Annotated in this window: 18 protein-coding genes and 1 pseudogene; 7 read left to right on the plus strand and 12 right to left on the minus strand. The window is 60.2% G+C overall.

The window, feature by feature from the left end; all coding sequences use genetic code 11:
• The 5 genes and pseudogenes from FZE95_RS14945 to FZE95_RS14965 all read right to left on the minus strand — a co-directional run.
• A pseudogene (locus FZE95_RS14945) lies at nucleotides 1-77 on the minus strand (electron transfer flavoprotein subunit beta/FixA family protein); the annotation flags it as partial.
• Nucleotides 78-238: 161 nt separating this feature from the next.
• The gene (locus tag FZE95_RS14950; RefSeq protein ID WP_150301677.1) at nucleotides 239-1,369 is read right to left on the minus strand and encodes an acyl-CoA dehydrogenase family protein; all 1,131 of its coding nucleotides are present in this window, start codon (nucleotides 1,367-1,369) and stop codon (nucleotides 239-241) included.
• Between the two features lie 10 nt (nucleotides 1,370-1,379).
• Complete coding sequence (locus FZE95_RS14955) at nucleotides 1,380-2,576, minus strand: acyl-CoA dehydrogenase family protein (RefSeq protein ID WP_150301678.1); 1,197 nt, start codon at nucleotides 2,574-2,576, stop codon at nucleotides 1,380-1,382.
• Nucleotides 2,577-2,672: 96 nt separating this feature from the next.
• Nucleotides 2,673-4,766, minus strand: a complete 2,094-nt coding sequence (locus tag FZE95_RS14960) for a 3-hydroxyacyl-CoA dehydrogenase NAD-binding domain-containing protein (protein WP_150301679.1) — start codon at nucleotides 4,764-4,766, stop codon at nucleotides 2,673-2,675.
• Nucleotides 4,767-4,968: 202 nt separating this feature from the next.
• Nucleotides 4,969-5,760 (minus strand): IclR family transcriptional regulator, encoded by a 792-nt coding sequence (locus FZE95_RS14965; protein ID WP_150301680.1) that lies wholly within the window; start codon nucleotides 5,758-5,760, stop codon nucleotides 4,969-4,971.
• A 310-nt stretch (nucleotides 5,761-6,070) separates the two neighbouring features.
• Between FZE95_RS14965 and FZE95_RS14970 the strand changes: the two genes are divergently transcribed.
• Entirely contained in the window at nucleotides 6,071-7,696 is a 1,626-nt protein-coding gene (locus FZE95_RS14970; protein ID WP_150301681.1) for an AMP-binding protein, read from the plus strand.
• Nucleotides 7,693-8,370 (plus strand): crotonase/enoyl-CoA hydratase family protein, encoded by a 678-nt coding sequence (locus tag FZE95_RS14975; RefSeq protein ID WP_150301682.1) that lies wholly within the window; start codon nucleotides 7,693-7,695, stop codon nucleotides 8,368-8,370. The genes FZE95_RS14970 and FZE95_RS14975 overlap by 4 nt, the downstream gene beginning before the upstream one ends.
• 44 nt (nucleotides 8,371-8,414) lie before the next feature.
• Here the strand turns inward: FZE95_RS14975 and FZE95_RS14980 are convergent, their stop codons facing one another.
• From FZE95_RS14980 to FZE95_RS14995, 4 genes are all read right to left on the minus strand, one after another.
• Nucleotides 8,415-8,897 (minus strand): YbhB/YbcL family Raf kinase inhibitor-like protein, encoded by a 483-nt coding sequence (locus tag FZE95_RS14980; protein WP_150301683.1) that lies wholly within the window; start codon nucleotides 8,895-8,897, stop codon nucleotides 8,415-8,417.
• 93 nt (nucleotides 8,898-8,990) lie between these two features.
• Nucleotides 8,991-9,287 (minus strand): hypothetical protein, encoded by a 297-nt coding sequence (locus FZE95_RS14985; protein ID WP_150301684.1) that lies wholly within the window; start codon nucleotides 9,285-9,287, stop codon nucleotides 8,991-8,993.
• 169 nt (nucleotides 9,288-9,456) lie between these two features.
• A complete protein-coding gene (locus tag FZE95_RS14990; protein WP_190324585.1) occupies nucleotides 9,457-10,659 on the minus strand; it encodes a 3-oxoadipyl-CoA thiolase in 1,203 nt (400 codons plus the stop codon).
• A 1-nt stretch (nucleotide 10,660) separates the two neighbouring features.
• Entirely contained in the window at nucleotides 10,661-12,175 is a 1,515-nt protein-coding gene (locus tag FZE95_RS14995) for a 3-hydroxyacyl-CoA dehydrogenase (protein WP_150301686.1), read from the minus strand.
• A 219-nt stretch (nucleotides 12,176-12,394) separates the two neighbouring features.
• On the opposite strand from FZE95_RS14995, the gene FZE95_RS15000 reads away from it, so the two are divergent.
• The 5 genes from FZE95_RS15000 to FZE95_RS15020 all read left to right on the plus strand — a co-directional run bounded on the left by FZE95_RS15000 (nucleotide 12,395) and on the right by FZE95_RS15020 (nucleotide 17,507).
• Nucleotides 12,395-12,823 carry a PaaI family thioesterase gene (locus FZE95_RS15000; protein WP_150301687.1) on the plus strand — a complete coding sequence of 143 codons (429 nt, stop codon included), beginning with the start codon at nucleotides 12,395-12,397 and terminating at the stop codon, nucleotides 12,821-12,823.
• Between the two features lie 10 nt (nucleotides 12,824-12,833).
• Nucleotides 12,834-14,177, plus strand: a complete 1,344-nt coding sequence (locus tag FZE95_RS15005; RefSeq protein ID WP_150301688.1) for a hypothetical protein — start codon at nucleotides 12,834-12,836, stop codon at nucleotides 14,175-14,177.
• Nucleotides 14,178-14,188: 11 nt separating this feature from the next.
• Nucleotides 14,189-15,001: a bifunctional DNA-formamidopyrimidine glycosylase/DNA-(apurinic or apyrimidinic site) lyase gene (gene mutM / locus FZE95_RS15010; protein ID WP_150301689.1), complete on the plus strand. Its 813-nt coding sequence runs from the start codon at nucleotides 14,189-14,191 to the stop codon at nucleotides 14,999-15,001.
• Between the two features lie 158 nt (nucleotides 15,002-15,159).
• On the plus strand, nucleotides 15,160-15,498 hold the full coding sequence (locus tag FZE95_RS15015; RefSeq protein WP_150301690.1) for a multidrug transporter: 339 nt from the start codon (nucleotides 15,160-15,162) through the stop codon (nucleotides 15,496-15,498).
• A gap of 68 nt (nucleotides 15,499-15,566) precedes the next feature.
• On the plus strand, nucleotides 15,567-17,507 hold the full coding sequence (locus FZE95_RS15020) for a Na/Pi cotransporter family protein (protein WP_150301691.1): 1,941 nt from the start codon (nucleotides 15,567-15,569) through the stop codon (nucleotides 17,505-17,507).
• On the opposite strand, the gene ggt is transcribed toward FZE95_RS15020, so the two are convergent.
• From ggt to coaD, 3 genes are read right to left on the minus strand one after another with little or no spacing between them, the layout of a single operon-like run.
• Complete coding sequence (ggt, locus tag FZE95_RS15025) at nucleotides 17,494-19,179, minus strand: gamma-glutamyltransferase (protein WP_150301692.1); 1,686 nt, start codon at nucleotides 19,177-19,179, stop codon at nucleotides 17,494-17,496. The genes FZE95_RS15020 and ggt overlap by 14 nt on opposite strands.
• A 4-nt stretch (nucleotides 19,180-19,183) precedes the next feature.
• Entirely contained in the window at nucleotides 19,184-19,435 is a 252-nt protein-coding gene (locus FZE95_RS15030) for a YfhL family 4Fe-4S dicluster ferredoxin (RefSeq protein ID WP_150301693.1), read from the minus strand.
• Nucleotides 19,436-19,476: 41 nt separating this feature from the next.
• Nucleotides 19,477-19,956, minus strand: coding sequence for a pantetheine-phosphate adenylyltransferase (coaD, locus tag FZE95_RS15035; protein ID WP_150301694.1), 480 nt, complete (start codon nucleotides 19,954-19,956; stop codon nucleotides 19,477-19,479).
• Nucleotides 19,957-19,969: the final 13 nt, after the last annotated feature.

Genomic DNA, 19,969 nt, shown 5'->3' on the forward strand with positions numbered 1-19,969 from the left:
ACACCGGAATTGTCCGCTTTGACGCGAACCTTGACGTTGTAATCGACCACGCGCTTTACGGCGACGAGGATTTTCATGGACGTTAGTCCTCCACAAGTCTATGAGACGCCCGGCGGGCGCATGACATTAAAAGGGTGCATAGCATAACGGGCACTGTGCCTGGCTGATAGTGCAAATCGCCATCAACCGGGTCACAAGTCGGCCGGAACAGCTTCAGCGGCTGTTCCCGCCGAGCGGCTCAGATGCTCAGTTGAGCAGCGTAGGCTTCGAGATGATGATCATCATCACCGAACTGATGGCCAATCATGACCAGACGCTTGGCGTAATGAGCACCGGCGTATTCCCAGGTCATGGCGATACCGCCGTGCAGCTGAATGCTCTGCTCTGCCACGTACTGGGCAGCGCGGTTGACCATGTACTTGGCAGCGGACAGCTTGGCGCTGCGCTCTTCGCTGTCTTCGTCGTCCGCCAGGCAGGCAGCCAGAATCGCCATGGAAGTAGCACGTTCCAGCTCGCTGATCATGTCCACCATACGGTGCTGCAACACCTGGAACTTGCCGATGACCACGCCGAACTGCTTGCGGGTCTTCAGGTAGTCCAGAGTGATGTCGCACAGTACGCGCATGGAACCGACGGCCTCAGCACAGAGTGCAGCAATGGCACGGCCGGAGTGATAGCGGATTGCGTCGTAGGCTTCGCCGTCGGTACCCAGCAATTCGCCCTTGGCGTTGTCGAGGAACAGTTCGCAGCCCTTGCGGCCATCTACAGTGGAATAGGTGCGGCGGCGAACGCCCTGGCTGTTCGGATCGATGATGAACAGGCTGATGCCGGACTGGTCGCGCACATCGCCCGCGCTGCGGGCAGAGACCAGAATCTTGCCGGCGGTGTGACCGCCGATAACGACAGCCTTGCGACCGTTGAGTGTCCAGCTGCCATCCTGTCTGGTTGCAGTAGTGGTGACGTGGCACAGGTCGTAGTGGCTCTGCTGTTCTTCCAGCGCCACAGCCGCCTGCAGCTCGCCGGAGGCGATGCCAGCCAGCAGCTCTTCCTTCTGTGCGTCGGAACCGAGCTGGGTGATCAGTCCGCCTGCGAGGATGACCGATTCCATATAGGGCTCCAGGCAAAGCCCCTTGCCCAGCTCCTGCATGATCAGCATGTTCTCGATGCCGGTGCCGCCAAATCCGCCCAGCTCTTCGGGGAAGGGAATCGCAGTCAGGCCCAGCTCGCCCATCTGATTCCAGAACTCAGGGCTGAAACCGGCTTCGCTTTCGCTGAATTTCTCGCGGTTGCTGAAAGTGTAAGCGTCGCGTACCAGACGCTCCGCAGTTTCCTGGAGCATTTGTTGCTCTTCAGTCAATTTGAAGTCCACGGCAGGCTCCTTAAAGTTCGAGAATCATTTTCGAGACGATGTTCTTCTGGATCTCGTTGGATCCGCCGAAGATCGACAGTTTGCGCATGTTGAAGTAGATGGAAGCCAGCGACGGGCTGTAGTCTTCCAGCAATACTTCGCCTTCGTAACCGTATTCCATTTCCTCCGGCAGGAAAGGCAGAGCGTACGGGCCGATGGCCTTGCGCAGCAGATTGGTGATCGCCTGGCGGATCTCGGTGCCCTGTACTTTCAGGATCGAGCTTTCAGCGCCGGGAACGCCGCCTTCCGAGGCTGCTGCGACAATACGCAGGGTGCTCATCTCGGCTGCCATCAGTTGCATCTCGATCTGGGCGATCTGCGTGCGGAACAGGGTGTCTTCGATCAGCGGCTTGCCATTTTTCTGCTGCTTGCTGGCAACGCGCTTGAGGTGACGCATGGCAGCCTTGGAGGCGCCGATGCCGGCCAGTCCGGTACGCTCGTGAGTCAACAGGTACTTGGCGCAGGTCCAGCCCTTGTTTTCTTCGCCCACCAGGTTCTCGACCGGTACCTTGACGTCGTCGAAGAAGACTTCGTTGACTTCATGGTCGCCGTCCAGAGTGATGATTGGACGTACGGTGATACCTGGGGTCGCCATGTCGATCAGCAGGAAGGAAATGCCGCGCTGCTGCTGCGCTTCCGGATCGGTACGTACCAGGCAGAAAATCCAGTTGGCATGCTGGCCCAGTGTGGTCCAGGTCTTCTGGCCATTGACGATGTAATGGTCGCCATCGCGCACGGCGCGGGTTTTCAGCGAGGCCAGGTCGGAACCGGCGCCCGGCTCGGAATAACCCTGACACCACCAGTCTTCACCGGACAGGATGCGCGGCAGGTAATGCGCCTTCTGCTCCTCGGTGCCGAACTTGATGATTACCGGAGCAACCATGTTCACGCCGAAGGGGATGGTGCGCGGCGCGCCGGCTGCAGCGGACTCTTCATCAAAGATGTGCTTTTCGACGGCTCCCCAGGTGGTGCCGCCGTGCTCAACCGGCCAGCCCGGAGCGTACCAGCCCTTGGCCGACAGGATTTTCTGCCAGCGCTGGTGGTCTTCCTTGGACAGGTGCTTGCCCAGCTTGACCTTGGACGCGATGTCTGCGGGCAACTCGTTTGTCAGAAATTCACGCACTTCATCGCGGAAGGCGAGCTGTTCAGATGAGTAATGGATATCCATGTGTGGTCCTCGTTGTAATCGGTCCAAATACGGCTGCTCCACCCGGTTGCGTTGACCGGGCTTCACAAGGACGTTTTCGGAATCCTCAATAATTGTTCAGAGATCAGCGAACTTGCGGCCTTCTTTAGCCAGCTTTTCCAGCAATGGAGCCGGTTTCCACCAGGCGCCGAGCTTTTCATGGAACTCGCTTATCTTCGCATAAACGCGATCCAGGCCAATGCTGTCGGCATAGTACATAGGGCCGCCCTGGTAGGCCGGGAAGCCATAGCCATTGAGATAGATGACGTCGATGTCGCTTGCGCGCTGGGCGATGCCTTCCTCGAGGATCTTGGCGCCTTCGTTGATCAGGGCGTACAAGGTGCGCTCAAGAATGTATTCGTCGCTCAGCTGCTGACGCTCGATACCCTGTTCCTTCGAAGCAGCTTCGAGAATCGGCGGCAGGGCCGGGTTCTCCAGCGGCGTGCGCGACCCTTTCTCGTAGACGTAGAAACCCTTGCCGGTCTTCTGACCGAGCATGCCGGCCTCGGCCATCTTGTCCAGAATCGCCGGCAGCTTGTACTCGGCAGGCAGTGTTTCGCGCTGACGGGTGCGGATCGCCAGGCCAATATCCAGGCCGGACAGGTCGCGCATCGCAAAGGGGCCCATCGCCATGCCGAACTTGCGCAGCGCGCCATCGACCTGGGCAGGTGTAGCACCTTCTTCGAGCAGGAATTCGGACTCGCGGCCGTACTGGAAGACCATACGGTTACCGACGAAACCGTCACACACGCCGACCGGCACCGAGACTTTCTTGAGTTTCTTGCCGATGGCCATGGCGGTAGCCAGTACGTCGTTGGCGGTTTTCTCGCCACGGACGACTTCCAGCAGACGCATGACATTGGCCGGGCTGAAGAAGTGCAGGCCGACTACATCCTGGGGACGCTTGGTGAATTCAGCGATCCTGTTCAGATCCAGCGAGGATGTGTTGCTGGCCAGGATAGCGCCCGGCTTGCAGTTGGCATCCAGTGCTTCAAAGACCTTCTGCTTGACACCCATTTCTTCGAAAACGGCTTCGACCACCAGGTCTACGTCAGACAGGTCGGCGTAATCCGTTACGCCCTGAATCAGGTCGAGACGCTTGTTCATGGCGTCTTCGGTCAGGCTGCCGCGCTTGACGCTCATCATGTAGGTATCGCGGCAACGCTGCATGGCCTTGGCTTTGGCGTCTTCGCTGATTTCCAGCACCTTGACCGGAATCCCGACATTGGCAAAGCACATGGCGATACCGACGCCCATGGTGCCGCCACCGATAACGGCGGCGATCCTGATATCACGGACCGGTGTGTCCTTGGGCAAGTCATTGACTTTGGATGCCTGGCGCTCGGAGAAGAACGCATGAACCAGGGCGCCGCGCTGAGGGGAAACCAGACATTCGCCGAACAGTTCACGCTCACGCTTGAGGCCTTCCTCGAGCGGCAGGGTGAAGGCGGCTTCGACAGCAGAAACGCAGCGCTGTGGTGAGAACAGGCCGGGCGTCTTTTTCTCGATTTCTGCACGCTTGGCAGCAACGGCAGCGGCGTTGTCTACCCCTTCCAGCTTGTCGGTGCGCTCGCCGGTACGACGTGCATCCTTGCCTTCGGCAATCAGCTTCTCTGCATAGGCGATACCGGCAGCTTGCAGGTCGCCTTCGATCAGTTCGTCGATAACACCCAGTTCGTGGGCTTCGGTGGCACCGATCGGGTTACCGCTGACAATCATGTCCAGAGCCTTGGACACACCTACCAGACGCGGCAGGCGCTGCGTGCCACCGGCACCCGGCAGCAGGCCCAGCTTGACTTCCGGCAGGCCGACCTTGGCGCTCTTCACGGCAATGCGGTAGTGGCAGCTGACTGCCACTTCGAGTCCGCCACCCAGGGCGGTGCCATGGATAACGGCAACGCTTGGCTTGTTGCCGGCTTCAATGCCGTTGACTACTTCAGGCAGGCTCGGCGACTTCGGCGGCTTGCCGAATTCCTTGATGTCGGCTCCGGCCATGAAGGTGCTGCCTTCACAGACCAGTACGATCGCCTTGACTTGCGGATCGGCCTCGGCGGCTGCGAAGCTGTCTTGCAGGCCTTCACGAACAGCAATACCCAGGGCATTGACCGGTGGGTTGTTGACTCTGACGACTGCGATAGCGCCGTGTCGTTCCAGGGTGACCACGTCCGACATGCTGAACCTCCGTTCTGGTGAATCGTTATGGTTTCACTATGCGGAATAATGAAACCAAGTTTCGCTATGCAAAATACAAAAAAAGAATCTGTTTGTCGATGATTGAAGAAGCGAAATGTGGATCATTGATAACGGGTCATCGATAAGCAGACATACCGACCCCGCGCCGCGATTTTAGTGCGACGCAGGGTATGGCTGTTGGTCAGACGCCGAGTCGCTCGATATCCCGCGCGAGCATCTCCAGCTGATGGGCCAGCTGGTTCTTGACCTTTTCCGCAGGCACCAGATAGGTCGGTGCGCCGCAGGTCAGTACCATAATAGTGCCGTCCTGCAGGAACAGCGGAACGCCTGCAGCGTTAACGTTGCGGTCCCAATCACCGAGCGACAGGCAGAAACCATAGGCTTCATATTCTTCCAGCGCGGTTGCCACACGCCGTTCGATGTCCGGCCAGGTTTCCGGATGACGGTTGGCCAGAGCGGTCAGCACATGGGCGCGCTCTTCTTCCTTCATCGCTGCGAGATAGGCGCGCCCTGCGGCGGTGGTGCCGAGCGGCAGGCGGATACCGACATCCATGCGCAGGGAGGTCGCTTCGGCAGGGCGGCAGTTTTCCACGTAGATCATTGACAGACGGTCGCGGCAGGTCAGGCCCACCGAGGTGTTGGTGCTGCGGGCGAACTCGTCCATGTACGGCTTGGCCAACTGACGCACTCGCAGATTCGAAACATAGGCATAACCGAGGGCCAGCACGCCTGAATCAAGCTGATATTTCTCCAGCTGCGGCGAGTAGCTCAGATAGCCGAGTTTGGTGAGTGTGTAGGTCATGCGGGAAACGGTGGGCTTGGGCAGGCCGGTGATGCGGGCGATATCCTGATTGCCCATGACCACGGTGCCCTGGCTGAACGCGCGCAGCACGTCGAGGCCGCGGGAAAGCGCCTCGACAAATTTGCGATCCTTGACCGCCGTTTCCTTGATTGATTGCGAATCTTCGTTCATGGCGCTTTATTACCCTTTAAGCGTCTTGGACATTGGTCTGTGCACATTCCGTACGTTGGACTGAAGTGCCTGAGATACCGTGCTATGGATCATTCGGCGGCGCTATGTGAGCGCTGCCCGAACGGAGCAAATATTCAATGTCCGGCTGTTTTTGTTGTCTCGATGCTCTGAGCAATTGAGCCGGTGTGGCCGAGCAACGATGCGTGCGTCGTTGCCTGATCATTGCACACTCACTTTGGATAGAATAGCATCTTTTTGGTATTCGGTTCCGCAGTGCAAAATAACAGTCCAAAAAAATCAAGAGGTTCAGATGTCGATATCCGCTCACTCTGTCGTCGGCACCCAGCTGGCGCAACTGGGTCACGCCACCATCTTCGATGTGCTTGAAAAGGCCTGCCAGGATTACGGCAACAAGCCAGCGTTTTCCTGCGGTGCAGACACCGAGACCTTCCTTGAACTGCGCGCCTCGGCGGACTTCTTTGCGCGTTACCTGCGCCACGGGCTGGGCCTTGAGCCTGGCGACCGCATTGCCATACAACTGCCCAATCTTCTTCAGTACACCGTCGCCATCTTTGGCGCGATGAAGGCCGGACTGGTCATCGTCAATACCAATCCGCAATACACCCCGCACGAAAGTCGCCACCAGTTCGCCGACTCCGGTGCCAAGGCGATTGTCGTTCTCGACAAGCTGGTGCCGATGTTGCGCAGCATTCAGGGCAATACCGAGATCGAGCACCTGATCGTCACCAGCGTGGACGATCTGCAAAACCCCGTCCATGAAGCAGACGAGCCTGATGTGACACGTTTCCAGCAAGCGTTGCGATTGGGTCAGGGCCTGCCCGAGGTACAGACCGCACGCGGTCTGGATGACCTGGCTCTGTTGCAATACACCGGCGGCACCACCGGCGTTTCCAAGGGCGCGATGCTGACCCATCGTAATATTCTGAGCAACGTGATCCAGGCCACCAGCATCATCCGCGAGGGTGATGTCGAATACGGTAACGAGGTTCGCGTTTCGCCGTTGCCGCTGTACCACATCTTCGCATTCACGGCGAACTGCATCGCCTCTGTCGCGACAGGGTTTCACAGCGTTCTGATTACCAATCCGCGTGATCTCGACAGCATGATCGCCGATATCAAGCGCCGTCCGGTGACGCTGCTTACCGGCATCAACTCGCTGTTTGTTTCGCTGTTGGCGCATCCTGAATTCGACAGTATCGACTTCAGCCGGCTCAAGTGGGTGAATTCCGGCGGCGCGCCCCTGAACACCGAAGTGGCCAGGCGCTGGCTTCAGCGCACCGGCAGCGTGGTGCGTGAGGGATACGGTCTGACTGAAACCTCTCCGGTGGTTATCGCTTCCACTGCCTTCACGCCCTATAAGGAAGGTTTTATTGGTCGGGCGGTGATCGACACCGAACTGAAGACGGTCGATGAGGATGGCCAGGAGACTGCACCGGGCGAACCGGGCGAGGTGCTGATCCGCGGGCCGCAGGTCATGCAGGGCTACTGGCAGCGCCCCGAGGAGACCACCGAAACCTTCACCGCCGATGGCTGGCTACGTACAGGTGATGTCGGTCTGATCGATGAAGAAGGTTTTCTCAAGTTGGTCGACCGCAAGAAGGACATGATCCTGGTGTCCGGTTTCAATGTGTATCCGAACGAAATCGAAGAAGTCGTCATGCTGCACCCGGCGATCCGCGAATGCGTGGCGGTAGGCGTGCCGGATGAGAAGAAGGGCGAGGCGATCAAGCTGTATGTGAGCCTCAGCGAGGCCAGCCTCGACGAGGCCGCGATTATCGCCCATTGCCGCGAACACCTGACCAGTTACAAGGTGCCCAGCACGGTCGAGATTCGGGATGACCTGCCCAAATCGACGGTCGGCAAGTTATTGCGGCGGGTGCTGCGTGACGAGGCGCGCGCGGGGTCTGCATCATGAGTGGCTTGACGCTGAATATCACCAACAGCATCGCCGAGATCACGCTGGATGACGGCAAGGCCAACGCCTTGTCGCAAACCATGCTCGAGGCCTTGCTGAAGGCGCTCGAGGAAGCGGCAGCGGCCGGTTGCGCGGTGTTGATCAGCGGGCGACAGGGCATATTCAGTGGCGGTTACGACCGTAAGCTGATTGATGCTGGCGGGCCTGCCTGTGATGCCATGCGCGCGGCGGGTGATCGCCTGTCGATGGCGATGCTGGATTTTCCTGCGCCGCTGGTGATCGCCAGCACCGGACACGCAATGGCCAAGGCGGCGTTCATGCTGCTGTTGGCGGATTACCGTCTTGGCATTGAAGGCCCGTTCAAGGTAGGGCTGAATGAAGTGGCAATTGGCATGACCATGCCCGATGCCGCCATGCCCCAGGCACGGGCGCGCTTGAATCCGGCGTGGCTGTCGCGTTGTGCATTGCAATCAGAGACGCTGGATCCGGAGCGGGCAGTGCAGGCGGGCTTTTACGATGAGTTGGTCAGCGCGGATCAGTTGCTCGATCGCGCTCGGGCAAAGGTACAAGGTCTGGCGAAGCTGGATCGCAAGGCGTATCGGGAAACCCGGCGATTGATGAGCGAGCCACTGCGAGCAGAGTTGAAGGCTGCGCTGGAAGGGCGCAACGCATAGAAATGCCCGCCGGTGAGCTTGCTCGCCGGCGGGATGCACCGGGCTCAGCCGCGCTGGTAGGTGCCGATCAGGCGGTTCATGGCCAGCGTATGCGGCTCAATCTTTTCCAGCAATTCCCACATGCTCAGCCCCTCGGGCAGGTTCAGCTCGGCGTCGAGCGCCAACACCCAATAGTAGTAATGATGACGGCCGTGACCTTCGGGCGGCATCGGTCCCTTGTAGCCGTTCTCACCGAAATTGTTGGTGCCCTGGGTGTAGTCCGAGGTCCCCTCCGGCAGCGAATTGACCTCGCCGGGGATGTTATAGAGCGTCCAGTGAACGAAACCGTAAGTGCCGTTGGGCGATACCAGCGGTGCGTCAGGATCATGGCAGATGATCGCATAGGACTTGGTGCCTGCCGGTGGGTTGCTCCAGCTCAGCGCCGGGGATACGTCTTGCCCCTCGCCGGTGTGTTTGGTGGGAATCGCGCCGTGCTGTTCGAAGGCGCTACTGGTCAGTTGCAGATCGGTGGAAAAGGCAAATCCCATGATGGTCTCCTCTGATGAAGTTGATGCCTACGCATAGGTCGTTCTATGCGGACTCTCATTTGTGCTCTCGGTTCACGCGTGCTGCACCGCGGCTCAGCGCACCAGCGCGCTCAACAACCAGAGCCCGAGCAGAATCCAGATGACTCCGCTGATAAAGCGCTTGCGCATCAGCGACTGCACTCCGCTATACAGCAATAACAGGCCGACAATCACGGCGCCGATGCTCAGCCAGCTGCTATCGACGCCCAGCGTGCGCGCAAATCCGTTGATGAAGCCTGCACTGGCGGTGCTGAGCAGATCGAATATCCAGGTGAGGCTGTCGATGACGATACGCACCAGGCTGCCCAGCACTTCACCGAGCCATTCGAAGGGATTGGAAGCTATTTGCATCTGCGATACCGGGTTGATCAGAAGCGTTCACGATACCAGAAGCGCCGGGAAATTCGATGCCGCCATGTCACGCCTGGCAGGCAGAGAGCAAACAGCCAGACCGCCGATTCGGCAGGTCTGGCTGTTTGTGGCGCTCCGCATACTGCTCAGCGGAGAATCGGGTCAGTATTCAGACGCGTTCGATGACAGCTGCGACGCCCTGACCCAGGCCAATGCACAGGCTGACCAGTGCATAGCGACCGCCGGTGCGTTCCAGCTGGCGAACCGCCGTCAGCGTCAGTCGGCCGCCGGAAGCGCCCAGCGGGTGACCGACAGCAATGGCGCCGCCGTTGGGGTTCAGGCGTGGATCGTTGAAGTCCAGCTCGAGCATCTTGGCGCAGCCAAGCACCTGCGAGGCGAAGGCTTCGTTGATTTCGATGAGATCCATGTCTGCCAGCGTCAGGCCGGCGCGTGACAGTGCCTTCTTGCAGGCTTCAACCGGACCAACCCCCATGAGGCGCGGTGCGACGCCAGCGACAGCGCCAGCCAGAATGCGTGCGCGGGGCTTGAGTCCATACTTCTGGCCGATGGCTTCGGAGCCGATCAACAGTGCTGCGGCACCGTCGTTGACGCCAGAGGCATTGCCGGCGGTAACCACGCCGCCTTCAAACAGCGGACGCAGTTTCGACAGCGCTTCCATGTCGCTGCTGGGGCGGGGATGCTCGTCCTTGTCGACCAGCTTGCTGGGCTTTTTGCGGCCCTGGGAGACTTCAATGGGGTGTATCTCCTCATCGAAGAAACCGTCGGCGCGGGCTTTCTCATACAGCGCCTGGCTGCGTGCAGCGTAGGTGTCGGCCTGCTCGCGGGTAATGCCCAGTTCCTCGGCAACATTGTCTGCCGTCTCCGGCATGGTGTCGCAGCCGTAGTCTTTCTCAACCTTGGGGTTGGGGAAGCGCGCACCGATGGTGCTGTCAAAGGCGCGGATCTCGCGGGAGTAGGGGTTCTCGCTCTTGGCAATGACGAAGGGCGCACGGCTCATGCTTTCTGCGCCGCCAGCGATGAACAGCTCACCTTCGCCAGCCTTGACCATCCGGTGTGCGTCCAGCACGGCAGCCAGGCCGGAACCGCAGAGGCGGTTTACAGTCAGGCCGGGAACTTCCTGGGGCAGGCCGGCCAGCAGGGCAGCGTGGCGCGCCAGGTTACGGGCATCTTCACCGGCCTGGTTGGTGCAGCCCATGACCACGTCTTCGTAGTCCTTCTGGTCGAAGGGGTTACGGGCGATCAACGCGCGCATGACTTCGGCCAGCAGATCGTCAGGGCGTACGCTGGCCAATGCGCCAGCGTGGCGGCCGAAGGGGGAACGCAGACCATCATAAATATAGGCAGTCATCAGATTACTCCTGGAAGTCGGGGGCGGTTAATGGCAGGTCGAGCTGAACGCGCCGACGCAGCCAGGGGCTCGGCCGGTACCGCGGTTCGCCATAAACGGCCTGGAGGTTGTTCAGTGCGGTAAGGACGCGATGCTTGCCGTAATGCTCGCCGAAGGCCAGCGGGCCTTTCGGATAGCCCAGCGCAAGCTGAATGGCGCGGTCCAGGGTTTCCGGCGTGGCAATACCTTTCTGGGCGATCTCGGTGCCCAGATTGATAACGCTGGCAATCAGACGCTGAATGACGAAACCGGGGGAATCGTTGATCAGCTCCACCGGCACGCCATCGGCGCTCAGCGCCTGGCGCGCCTGGGCAACGATATCGGCCCGGGCGGCGGGCTGGCGCATCAAGGTACGGCGCTTATCCCAGTCGGCAAAGCAGTCGATGGCCAGAGTGCGTTCGGCGGGCAGCCCAAGATGGATCAAAGCCGTGGTGCAGTCTTCACCCAGGGGTGTGACCAGGCAGATGGCTTCATCGCTGGGCTGATTGCCGTCTTCCAGCGTGGCGCCGGCGGCGGACAAGGCAGCGTGTACATTGCTGCGTACCGCGTCGTCATCGGTATGCAGCCAGAACGGACGATTGATCAGCACGGTTTCGGGTGCGGCTTCCTGCGGCTCGATTTTCTGGCCGTTCTCGTAGCGGTAGAAGCCCTGGCCGGTCTTGCGACCCAGCAGGCCAGCCGCTACACGCTGCGCAGCCATGAACGACGGCGTATAGCGCGGATCATGGTAGAACTGCTCGTATACCGACTCCATCACCGCGTGGGAGACGTCCAGGCCGGTCAGGTCGAAGAGTTCGAAGGGCCCCATGCGAAAGCCCGGGCCGTCGCGCAGGATGCGATCGATCTGTTGCGGCGTGGCAATGCCTTCGCTGAGGATACGCAGCGCTTCAGTGCCGAAGGCGCGACCGGCGTGGTTGACCAGGAAGCCGGGGGTGTCGGGCGTGATCGCGGGGAAATGCCCGGCGGTGTTGGCCAGATCAACCAGACCCTGAATGTAGCGCTCGTCGGTGCGCTCGCCACGTACCACTTCGACTATCTTCATCAGTGGCACAGGGTTGAAGAAGTGAAAACCGGCAACGCGCTCAGGCTTGTTGCAACTGCTGGCAATACGGGTGACCGACAGCGAGGAGGTATTGGTGGCCAGAACGCAATCATCACGGACGATGGCTTCGAGCTGATCGAACAGCTTCTGTTTGACCTCGAGAATTTCGACAATTGCCTCGATAACCAGATCGCAATCCTTCAGCTCTTCGAGGGTTGCCGCGGGCTGCATGCGACCCATGGTGGCCTCGAAATCCTGCTCGCTGAGCTTGCCTTTGGCTACAGACCGCTGCAGCAGGTTGCGATTGAATGCCAGCGCGTCGTCGATTGCCTCTTTACGCGTGTCGTACAGCAGCACTTGTTGGCCGCTGGTGGCAAACAGCTGGGCAATTCCGCGACCCATGGCACCGGCGCCGATTACGCCAATCCGGTTGAACATGCAATGTCTCCTCGTTTACCCTGCATTCCGCAATGCGGAACGATATTTCGTTTGAAGGTGCGTGAGATTAAATCCTGCGCTTATCGAGCGCAAGTTCACTGGTCGCGCGCGTTTCACGCGGCACGGCAGGCAGCGTGTAGGGCTGGTCAATTTCATGGCCGATGGGTCAGTCGCGCTGAATGGTAACGATCAACATAAAAACATTAAGGGTAATGCTTCATGGATCAGGATCAACGGCAAGCAGTCGCACGGTCAGTGACCGGATTCTTTCAGGACCTGGGTGCTGAGCTGGTCGAATATTCGGAAGGGCGAGCGGTCGTTGCGCTGACGCTGACAGAGCGGCACATGAATAACGCCAGCAACCTGCACGGTGGCGTGACTGCCAGTCTGCTGGATATCGCCATGGGTTTGTGCGGCACCTGGGCACCTACCTCCGAAGAACGTCGCGTGGCCATTACGCTCTCGATGAATGTCAATTTTTCCGCGACCGCGCCAGTCGGTACCCGGGTGCGCGCGGTCGCGACCTGCCGCAGCGCCGGGCACAAGGTGTTCATGGCCGCCTGCGATTTGCTGGACGATAACGACAAGCTGATCAGTTTCGGCGAGGGTGTATTCAAGAAAGGCCTGTATCGCAAGGACCTGCCTTGAGTCGCCGGCAATGATTGCCGGATTATTGCCGCTGGGTGTCGGGCTCGAGCTGGCGGCGCTGGTCAGCCAGCAGAAGCCCTTGAGCTGGCTGGCTGCGTTGGTTCTGGGGACGTATTTTTGCCTGCGATTCCGACGCCTCAATCCTTACCCGCGCTGGCTGGGCTTTATCACCCTGGCATTGCTACTGGCGGTCGTCTTCGGGTTCCGGGCCGAGCCGGACCTGTGGCCACGGCTGGCCAGTTCAGCCGCCTACTACACCAGCTTTCTCGGCGCGCTGGGTCTGATGCAGTTGCTGGCGCGGCGCCTGGAGCCTTTGCGCCAGCTGCACAAGATGTTGCTCTCCGGCCCAACCTCGATTCTTTACCCACGATACGTGCTCACCGCCGCCAGCATTGGGTCGGTGCTCAATTTCGGCATGATGAATCTGCTCTGCGGCACGCTCAAGGAGCACCTGCAGCGTTATCCGCTGACCGAGCAGCAGCAGCGTGACGGCCTGCGCAGCGTGATGGTGACGACACTCCGAGGCTTTGCACTGGTGCCTCTGCTGGCACCCACCAGCATCACTATCGCGATTATTTCCCGGGAGATGCCAGATGTTTCCTGGGTAGACCTGTTTCCCTACGGTCTGGCCGCGACCTTGATGATGGTGGTCGCCGGCTGGCGCCATGAAACGCGTGGTTTGAAGCGCCTGCGTGACAGCATCGGCGATGACAGCAAAACCGACGGTATGTGGCCACTGGTTCTGGGCAGCCTGCTGGGGCTGGCCGCCATGGGTGCGCTGGCCTACATGACCATACTCACGGCTTCGCAGTCAGCCATGGTGCTGGTGCCGCTCGGGGCGGTGGGCTATCTGCTCTGGCGTGACCGCGCGCCGAAGGCGGCCTGGCAGGAAGTCACCGAGAATATGGTGAGTATGCACAACGAAATGTTCATCTTCGGCTGTGCTGCGGTGCTTGGCGGGTTGCTCGGCGCGGCCGCGCCACTGGGCGACTTTGCCGCCTGGTTGGCTCAGGCTCCGAGATACAATGTCCTGCTGGCGGTGGCGAGCCTGTTCAGCACCATCATACTGGCGGCGATAGGCGTTGCGCCTATCGTCTCGTTGTCACTGATCGCGGGCTTGCTGGCGCAACTGGCGGCGCTGGGCGTACCGATCCTGACCCCGGCGGTGGGCTTGATGTGCGGCTTCTCACTGGCGATGATCTTTTCTCCGTTCGGCCCTTCCACGCTGATACTGGCGCGCTATAGCGGCGAAGCGCCGGTGCGTGTGGCTTTCGTCTGGAATGCGCGGTTTGTGGCCACAGTCATGCCGATGTTGTTGCTGTTAATATTCGCCACCTATTGGCTGCACATCTGAGCAGGAGCCCCATGCCAGAACTACCTGAAGTCGAAACCACACGCCGCGGCATCGCTCCGCATCTCGAATGTCATCGGGTTACCCGCTTGATAGTGCGTGACCGGCGCCTGCGTTGGCCGATTCCAGAGGATCTGGCGATCCAGATTGAAGGGCAGACATTCACTGCGGTGCGTCGCCGCGCGAAGTATCTGCTGATGGACATTGGCGGCGGCACTCTGATCAGCCATCTCGGCATGTCCGGCAATCTGCGGCTGGTGCCGGTGGATACACCGGTGCTCAAGCATGAGCATGTGGATATCGAGCTGGATTCGGGATTGGCGCTACGTTACACCGACCCGCGGCGCTTCGGTGCCATGCTCTGGCAACGCGCCGGGGAGCAGCACCCGCTACTTGCCAGCCTTGGTCCGGAGCCCTTGTCCGATGCGTTCAATGGCGACCGGCTGTATCAGCGCTCCCGTGGCCGCAGCATGGCGGTCAAGCCGTTCATCATGGATAACGCCATCGTTGTGGGGGTGGGCAATATCTATGCAACCGAGGCGCTGTTTGCCGCCGGGATTGATCCGCGACGCGAGGCAGGGCGCATCAGCAGGGCGCGCTATCAGCGCCTCGCCGAGGAAATCCGGAAGGTCCTGGCCTTCGCCATCGAACGTGGCGGCACCACTCTGCGCGATTTTACTGGCGGCGACGGCAAGCCGGGCTATTTTCAGCAGGAGCTGTTCGTGTATGGACGGGCCGGCCAGCTGTGCAAGGTGTGCGGTATGACATTGAGCGAGGCCCGGCTGGGCCAGCGCAGCTCGGTATTCTGCCGCGGCTGCCAACGATAAGCGCTCTGCCAGGCCCTGAAAACGGGGTGGTGTGTGAATTTCCCCGGCCCGATTCCGAAAAGTGCCTTTAAGGCCTACAATGCAGAGTGAACGGTACCCGGGAAGGGTTGCCGGCATGATAAAAAACGCCTATCGGGCCACAAACCAGGGACTCAATTATGCGCCTGTTACGTCATACCACAGCTTTAATGGCCGGCTTGCTGCTGGCTGGCAGCGTTGCGGCTGCTGATCAATCATTTGGATACAAGGAAGAGGTCAACAACCCCGGAATTTTTGCCATGGTTGGTGATCTGATCATTGCCCGGCCGTTGTTGCTGGGCGTCACGGCTGTGGGCACTGCGGCGTTCGTTGTCAGCCTTCCGTTCACTGCTCTGGCCGGCAATACTGCCGAGGCCGGACAGGAGTTGGTAGTCCGTCCGGGACGCGAAACCTTCATGCGTTGCCTGGGCTGCACCAAGAGCGGCTACGGTCGCAAGCAGCAGGACGAACGCTTCTGATATGAACCCTGGCGAGTCGGACGACAGCCAGCAGGTTGTCGATCCGGTCGCTGGATCATAGGAGCTTAATGCGTACTTTTCTCAAGCCGGGCTGGCTTCCGGTCGCCCTGCTGGTACTACTGATTCTCTTTTTCTGGAAGGTTGAGCTGGCCACCCTCGCCGCAGGGGTCGCCTTGTTCATCATGGGTATGCGCCATCTCGAAGATGGGTTTCGGGCCTTCACCGGCGGTGCGCTCGAGCGCTGGCTGTCCAGAAGCACCGATCGGCTGTGGAAAAGCCTGGCCTTCGGTTTCACCAGTACCGCCCTCGTTCAATCCAGCTCTCTGGTGACCCTGCTCAGCATCGCCTTTCTAAGCGCCGGCCTCATCAGCCTGATGGCGGGTATCGGCATCGTGTTTGGTTCAAACCTGGGTACCACGACGGGCGCCTGGCTGATTGCATTGGTAGGCCTGAAGGTCGATCTGGCTTCGGTGGCCATGCCATTGCTGGTGTTTGGCGTCATGCTCGGACGTCGAGCCGAGGCGCACTGGAAAGGCATTGGCCAGGTTTTGCTCGGCATTGGTCTGCTGTTTTTCGGCATCGATCTGATGAAAGCCGGCTTCGCCAGTTTCGAAGGCGCACTGAACCTTGATACCTATGCGTTCTCCGGCTGGCTAGGGGTGATTGTCTACCTGGTGCTGGGTCTGCTGGCGACGGTGCTGATGCAATCCAGCCACGCCACCCTGATGATTACGCTGGCCGCGCTGGCCAGTGGTCAGCTGGCTTATGACAATGCGCTGGCAATGGCTATAGGCGCTAATCTGGGCACTACTGTAACTGCCCTGATCGGCGCGCTCGGCAGCAACAACGCCGGTCGGCGGCTGGCCGCGGCACATATCATGTTCAACGGCGTTACGGCTGCAGTAGCCTTGCTCATACTACCCCTGTTGGCCCGCAGCGTTGATTCGATGGCTTATGTGCTGGGTATCGCCGACGATGCCTATACGCTCAAGCTTGCCTTGTTCCATACGTTGTTCAATCTGCTTGGGCTGGTGCTGATGCTGCCCTTCGTTCCCTTGATGATAAAAGTGCTGATGCGCTGGTTTCCGGAAGCAATTCCCGTCGGCAGTACCGAAATCAAGCCGCTGGTGTTGAGTGAGCAGCCACGCGCACGGGCCCAGTACCTGAATGATTCGGCCTTGCTGCATGCCGATACCGCGCTCAAGGTGCTGGACCAGGAACTTCTGCATCTGGCAGCACTGACGCGGCAGGTCATTGCCGCGGCGACCTACCTGCCTCCAGCGGTACTGCTCGGCATGCCGCGGCGTCAGTTGCACGAGGCGGTGCGCGCGCCCGTGGCGGCGACCCAGCGCGAAAATGCCGATGTGCTGTACGAGCGGCATATCAAGGGCGTGTATTCGGATATCGTCGACTTCATCAGCCGTATGGATATCTCGCTGTTGCCGGAACAGCAGCAGGTGCTGATGGAACATAACCTGGCGGGGCGCGATCTGGTCGAGGCTGTCAAGGCGGCCAAACATCTGCAGAAGAACCTGCGCAAGCAGCTTGATGACGCTCCCCCTGCCGTGCGGGTGTCTTACGAGGTGCTCCGCGAGCAGTGCGGTCTGGCCTTGCTGGCACTGGGGCGGCTGGAAGATATTCAGGGCGACGCTGCCGCTCAGGCTGAGTTGTTCTACGAATACGAGAAGCAAGGCAAGCTGTTCTCAGCCGAGTTCCAGAAGGGCGTGCAGCTGCAGCTGCGCAACCGCGACCTCGACGGTTGGCAGGCGACCTCGTTGCTTAACGACATGCACTATCTGATGGACATTCGACGCCATCTGGCAATGGCTCATGCCGTGTTGGCCGCGCGGGGTGAGGTGGTCGAGCAGGTTGTCGCGCCGTACGAGCCGGAGCCAGCCGAGGTCGAACAGCCGCGAAAGCGCGAGCGGCCGACCAGGACCAAGCCTCTGGCGAGAAAAAACCGCAAGGGCGGACGGGAGCGGATCGAGCCCTCGATCAATCTTCCTTGAGCGGGTGTTTGACCTGCGCCGCCCCGACGCCGCGCGGGTCGCTTGCGGCACTGACTTCTCCTTTGCGCTTGTCCCACTCCAGCGCATGCATGTCACCATAACGGCGTCCGGCAGGTTCGATCCGGTGACCCAGCTTTTCCAGTGCAGCCTGCTCCTCTGATGTGAAGGCGTTATCTTCTGCCTGAATCCGGTCAGGCAGATACTGATGATGGAAGCGTGGACGGCTGACCCAGCGCTGTACCGGCTGTTGCTCGATGGCTTCCAGTGCGCCGAGCAACACCATGGTGATGATGCGGCTGCCGCCCGGCGTGCCGAGCACTGCCAGACGTGAATCACTCTCCAGCATGGTCGGCACCATGCTCGAAAGCGGACGTTTACCGGGGGCGATGGCATTGGCCTCGCCACCGGCCAGCCCATACTCGTTGCGCCCGGCCGGATCGGCGGCGAAGTCGTCCATCTCGTTATTCAGCAGCACCCCGGTACCGGGCACGGTGAAGGCTGCGCCGAACGGCAGATTGATGCTCAGCGTTGCCGAGACGGCGTTGCCCTCTGCATCCATCAATGAGAAGTGCGTGGTGTTGGTACCTTCACTGAATAGCTTCGGTGCCCCCAGTTCAGCGCTGGGGGTGGCGCGTTGCGGGTCAATGGTAGCGGCGAGTTGTTCGGCATACTCTCTGGAGACCAGGCGCGCAACCGGCACCTCGACGAAATCACCATCACCCAGTAATAACGCGCGGTCGCGATAGCTGCGACGCATCATCTCTACAAGATTGTGCGTCCAGGCCACCGATCCAGGTTGTGTCGCGGGCAGGCTTTCGACGCCTTGGAGTATGGTCGCCAGAGCAATGCCTCCGGCCGACGGCAGAGGCGCGCTGATAATCTCCATGCCATGCGAGTGAAAGCGAATCGGTTCGCGCTCTATTACCTCGTAGGCATCCAGGTCAGCTTGCTGCCAGATGCCGTCTGCTGCCTCGACACCCTTTAGCAGCTGCGCCGCAACCGGGCCGCGGTAAAACCCGTCGCGGCCGTTGGCGGCGAGTTGCCGCAGTGTTTGCGCCAGCTCCGGCTGTTTGATCACCTCTCCTTCGGCGGGCAGTGCTCCATTGCGCAGAAACAAGCGGGCGGTTTCGGCGTCGCGGCGCATGGCCTCAACGCGGAAACCGCCCAGCATGCGGTATCGGTCAGTCACAGCAAAACCCTGCTCAGCCGCCTCGATGGCGGGCGCCAGGCTTCGGCTTAGCGGCAGGTCTCCGTAGTGTTCGGCCAGATGCACCAGCGCGGCAGGTAGACCGGGGATGCCGGCGGCGAGCGGACCATTCAATGCGGGGACGCGCTGCACCACGCCTTTAGCGTCGCGGTACAGGTCACGGCTGGCGCGTAGCGGCGCGGTTTCCCGTGCATCGATGAAGCGGTAGTCAATGGTTTCGCCATCAGGCTGGCGCAGCAGGAAGAACCCGCCGCCACCGATGCCGGAGCTGTAGGGCTCGACTACACCGAGCGTCGCAGCGGCAGCAATGGCCGCATCAAATGCATTGCCGCCTTCGTCAAGAATGCGGTGGGCTGCGGCGGTGGCGTCAGGATGGGCGGTGGCGACTGCCTGCTGGCCAGGCAGGGAAGCTGCCTGAATCGTGAATGCCAGCAGCAGGGCTGGCAGCAGAAACAGGCGGTGCACGGGCTTAAGCCGTACCGACGAGGATCTGATACTTTTCCATCAGTTCCTCACGGCTCTCGACATGGTTCGGGTCCAGCGGAATGCAATCAACAGGGCAAACCTGCTGACACTGCGGTTCGTCGAAATGCCCGACGCACTCGGTGCACAGGTTCGGATCGATCACATAGATCTCATCGCCCTGTGAAATGGCGTTGTTCGGGCATTCCGGCTCGCAGACGTCGCAGTTGATGCAGTCGTCAGTGATGATCAGAGACATGAAACCGGGCACTCCTACGTGATGGTGCGTTAGGTCTGAGCCTAGGCATTATAACGCTTGCGCAGGGCCTCATTGACTACCGGATGTACGAATTTGGTGACATCACCTTTCAGACTGGAGATCTCGCGCACCAGCGTAGAGGAGATGTAGGAATACTTCTCCGACGGCGTCAGGAACAGACTCTCGACCTCCGGCGCGAGGACGCGATTCATGTTGGCGAGCTGGAATTCATACTCGAAGTCCGACACGGCGCGCAGGCCTCGCAGTAGAACATTGGCGTTCACTTCGCGGGCAAAATGCGCGAGTAGCGTCGAGAAGCCAACTACTTCGACATTGGGCAAGTGCGCCAGGACTTCCCGGCACATGCTGACGCGCTCATCGAGGGAAAAGGCAGGGTTCTTCTTGCTGCTGACCGCAACCGCCACGACCACCTTGTCGAACATCCTTGCCGCGCGTTCGACCAGATCGGTATGGCCCTTGGTGATGGGGTCGAATGTGCCGGGATAGAGTACGGTGTTCATTGGCAGTTTGCCT

Source organism: Pseudomonas profundi (assembly GCF_008638305.1).
GTDB classification, from domain to species: domain Bacteria; phylum Pseudomonadota; class Gammaproteobacteria; order Pseudomonadales; family Pseudomonadaceae; genus Halopseudomonas; species Halopseudomonas profundi.

What these genes read in the sequence shown, in the direction of transcription:
- FZE95_RS14980 (WP_150301683.1), bottom strand. Translation starts at nt 8,897, where the DNA reads ATGGGATTTGCCTTTTCCACCGATCTGCAACTGACCAGTAGCGCCTTC.
- FZE95_RS14970 (WP_150301681.1), top strand. Translation starts at nt 6,071, where the DNA reads ATGTCGATATCCGCTCACTCTGTCGTCGGCACCCAGCTGGCGCAACTG.
- FZE95_RS15015 (WP_150301690.1), top strand. Translation starts at nt 15,160, where the DNA reads ATGCGCCTGTTACGTCATACCACAGCTTTAATGGCCGGCTTGCTGCTG.
- FZE95_RS15030 (WP_150301693.1), bottom strand. Translation starts at nt 19,435, where the DNA reads ATGTCTCTGATCATCACTGACGACTGCATCAACTGCGACGTCTGCGAG.
- mutM (WP_150301689.1), top strand. Translation starts at nt 14,189, where the DNA reads ATGCCAGAACTACCTGAAGTCGAAACCACACGCCGCGGCATCGCTCCG.
- FZE95_RS14960 (WP_150301679.1), bottom strand. Translation starts at nt 4,766, where the DNA reads ATGTCGGACGTGGTCACCCTGGAACGACACGGCGCTATCGCAGTCGTC.
- FZE95_RS14975 (WP_150301682.1), top strand. Translation starts at nt 7,693, where the DNA reads ATGAGTGGCTTGACGCTGAATATCACCAACAGCATCGCCGAGATCACG.
- FZE95_RS14995 (WP_150301686.1), bottom strand. Translation starts at nt 12,175, where the DNA reads ATGTTCAACCGGATTGGCGTAATCGGCGCCGGTGCCATGGGTCGCGGA.
- FZE95_RS14985 (WP_150301684.1), bottom strand. Translation starts at nt 9,287, where the DNA reads ATGCAAATAGCTTCCAATCCCTTCGAATGGCTCGGTGAAGTGCTGGGC.
- FZE95_RS14965 (WP_150301680.1), bottom strand. Translation starts at nt 5,760, where the DNA reads ATGAACGAAGATTCGCAATCAATCAAGGAAACGGCGGTCAAGGATCGC.
- FZE95_RS15005 (WP_150301688.1), top strand. Translation starts at nt 12,834, where the DNA reads ATGATTGCCGGATTATTGCCGCTGGGTGTCGGGCTCGAGCTGGCGGCG.
- FZE95_RS15020 (WP_150301691.1), top strand. Translation starts at nt 15,567, where the DNA reads ATGCGTACTTTTCTCAAGCCGGGCTGGCTTCCGGTCGCCCTGCTGGTA.
- FZE95_RS15000 (WP_150301687.1), top strand. Translation starts at nt 12,395, where the DNA reads ATGGATCAGGATCAACGGCAAGCAGTCGCACGGTCAGTGACCGGATTC.
- coaD (WP_150301694.1), bottom strand. Translation starts at nt 19,956, where the DNA reads ATGAACACCGTACTCTATCCCGGCACATTCGACCCCATCACCAAGGGC.
- FZE95_RS14955 (WP_150301678.1), bottom strand. Translation starts at nt 2,576, where the DNA reads ATGGATATCCATTACTCATCTGAACAGCTCGCCTTCCGCGATGAAGTG.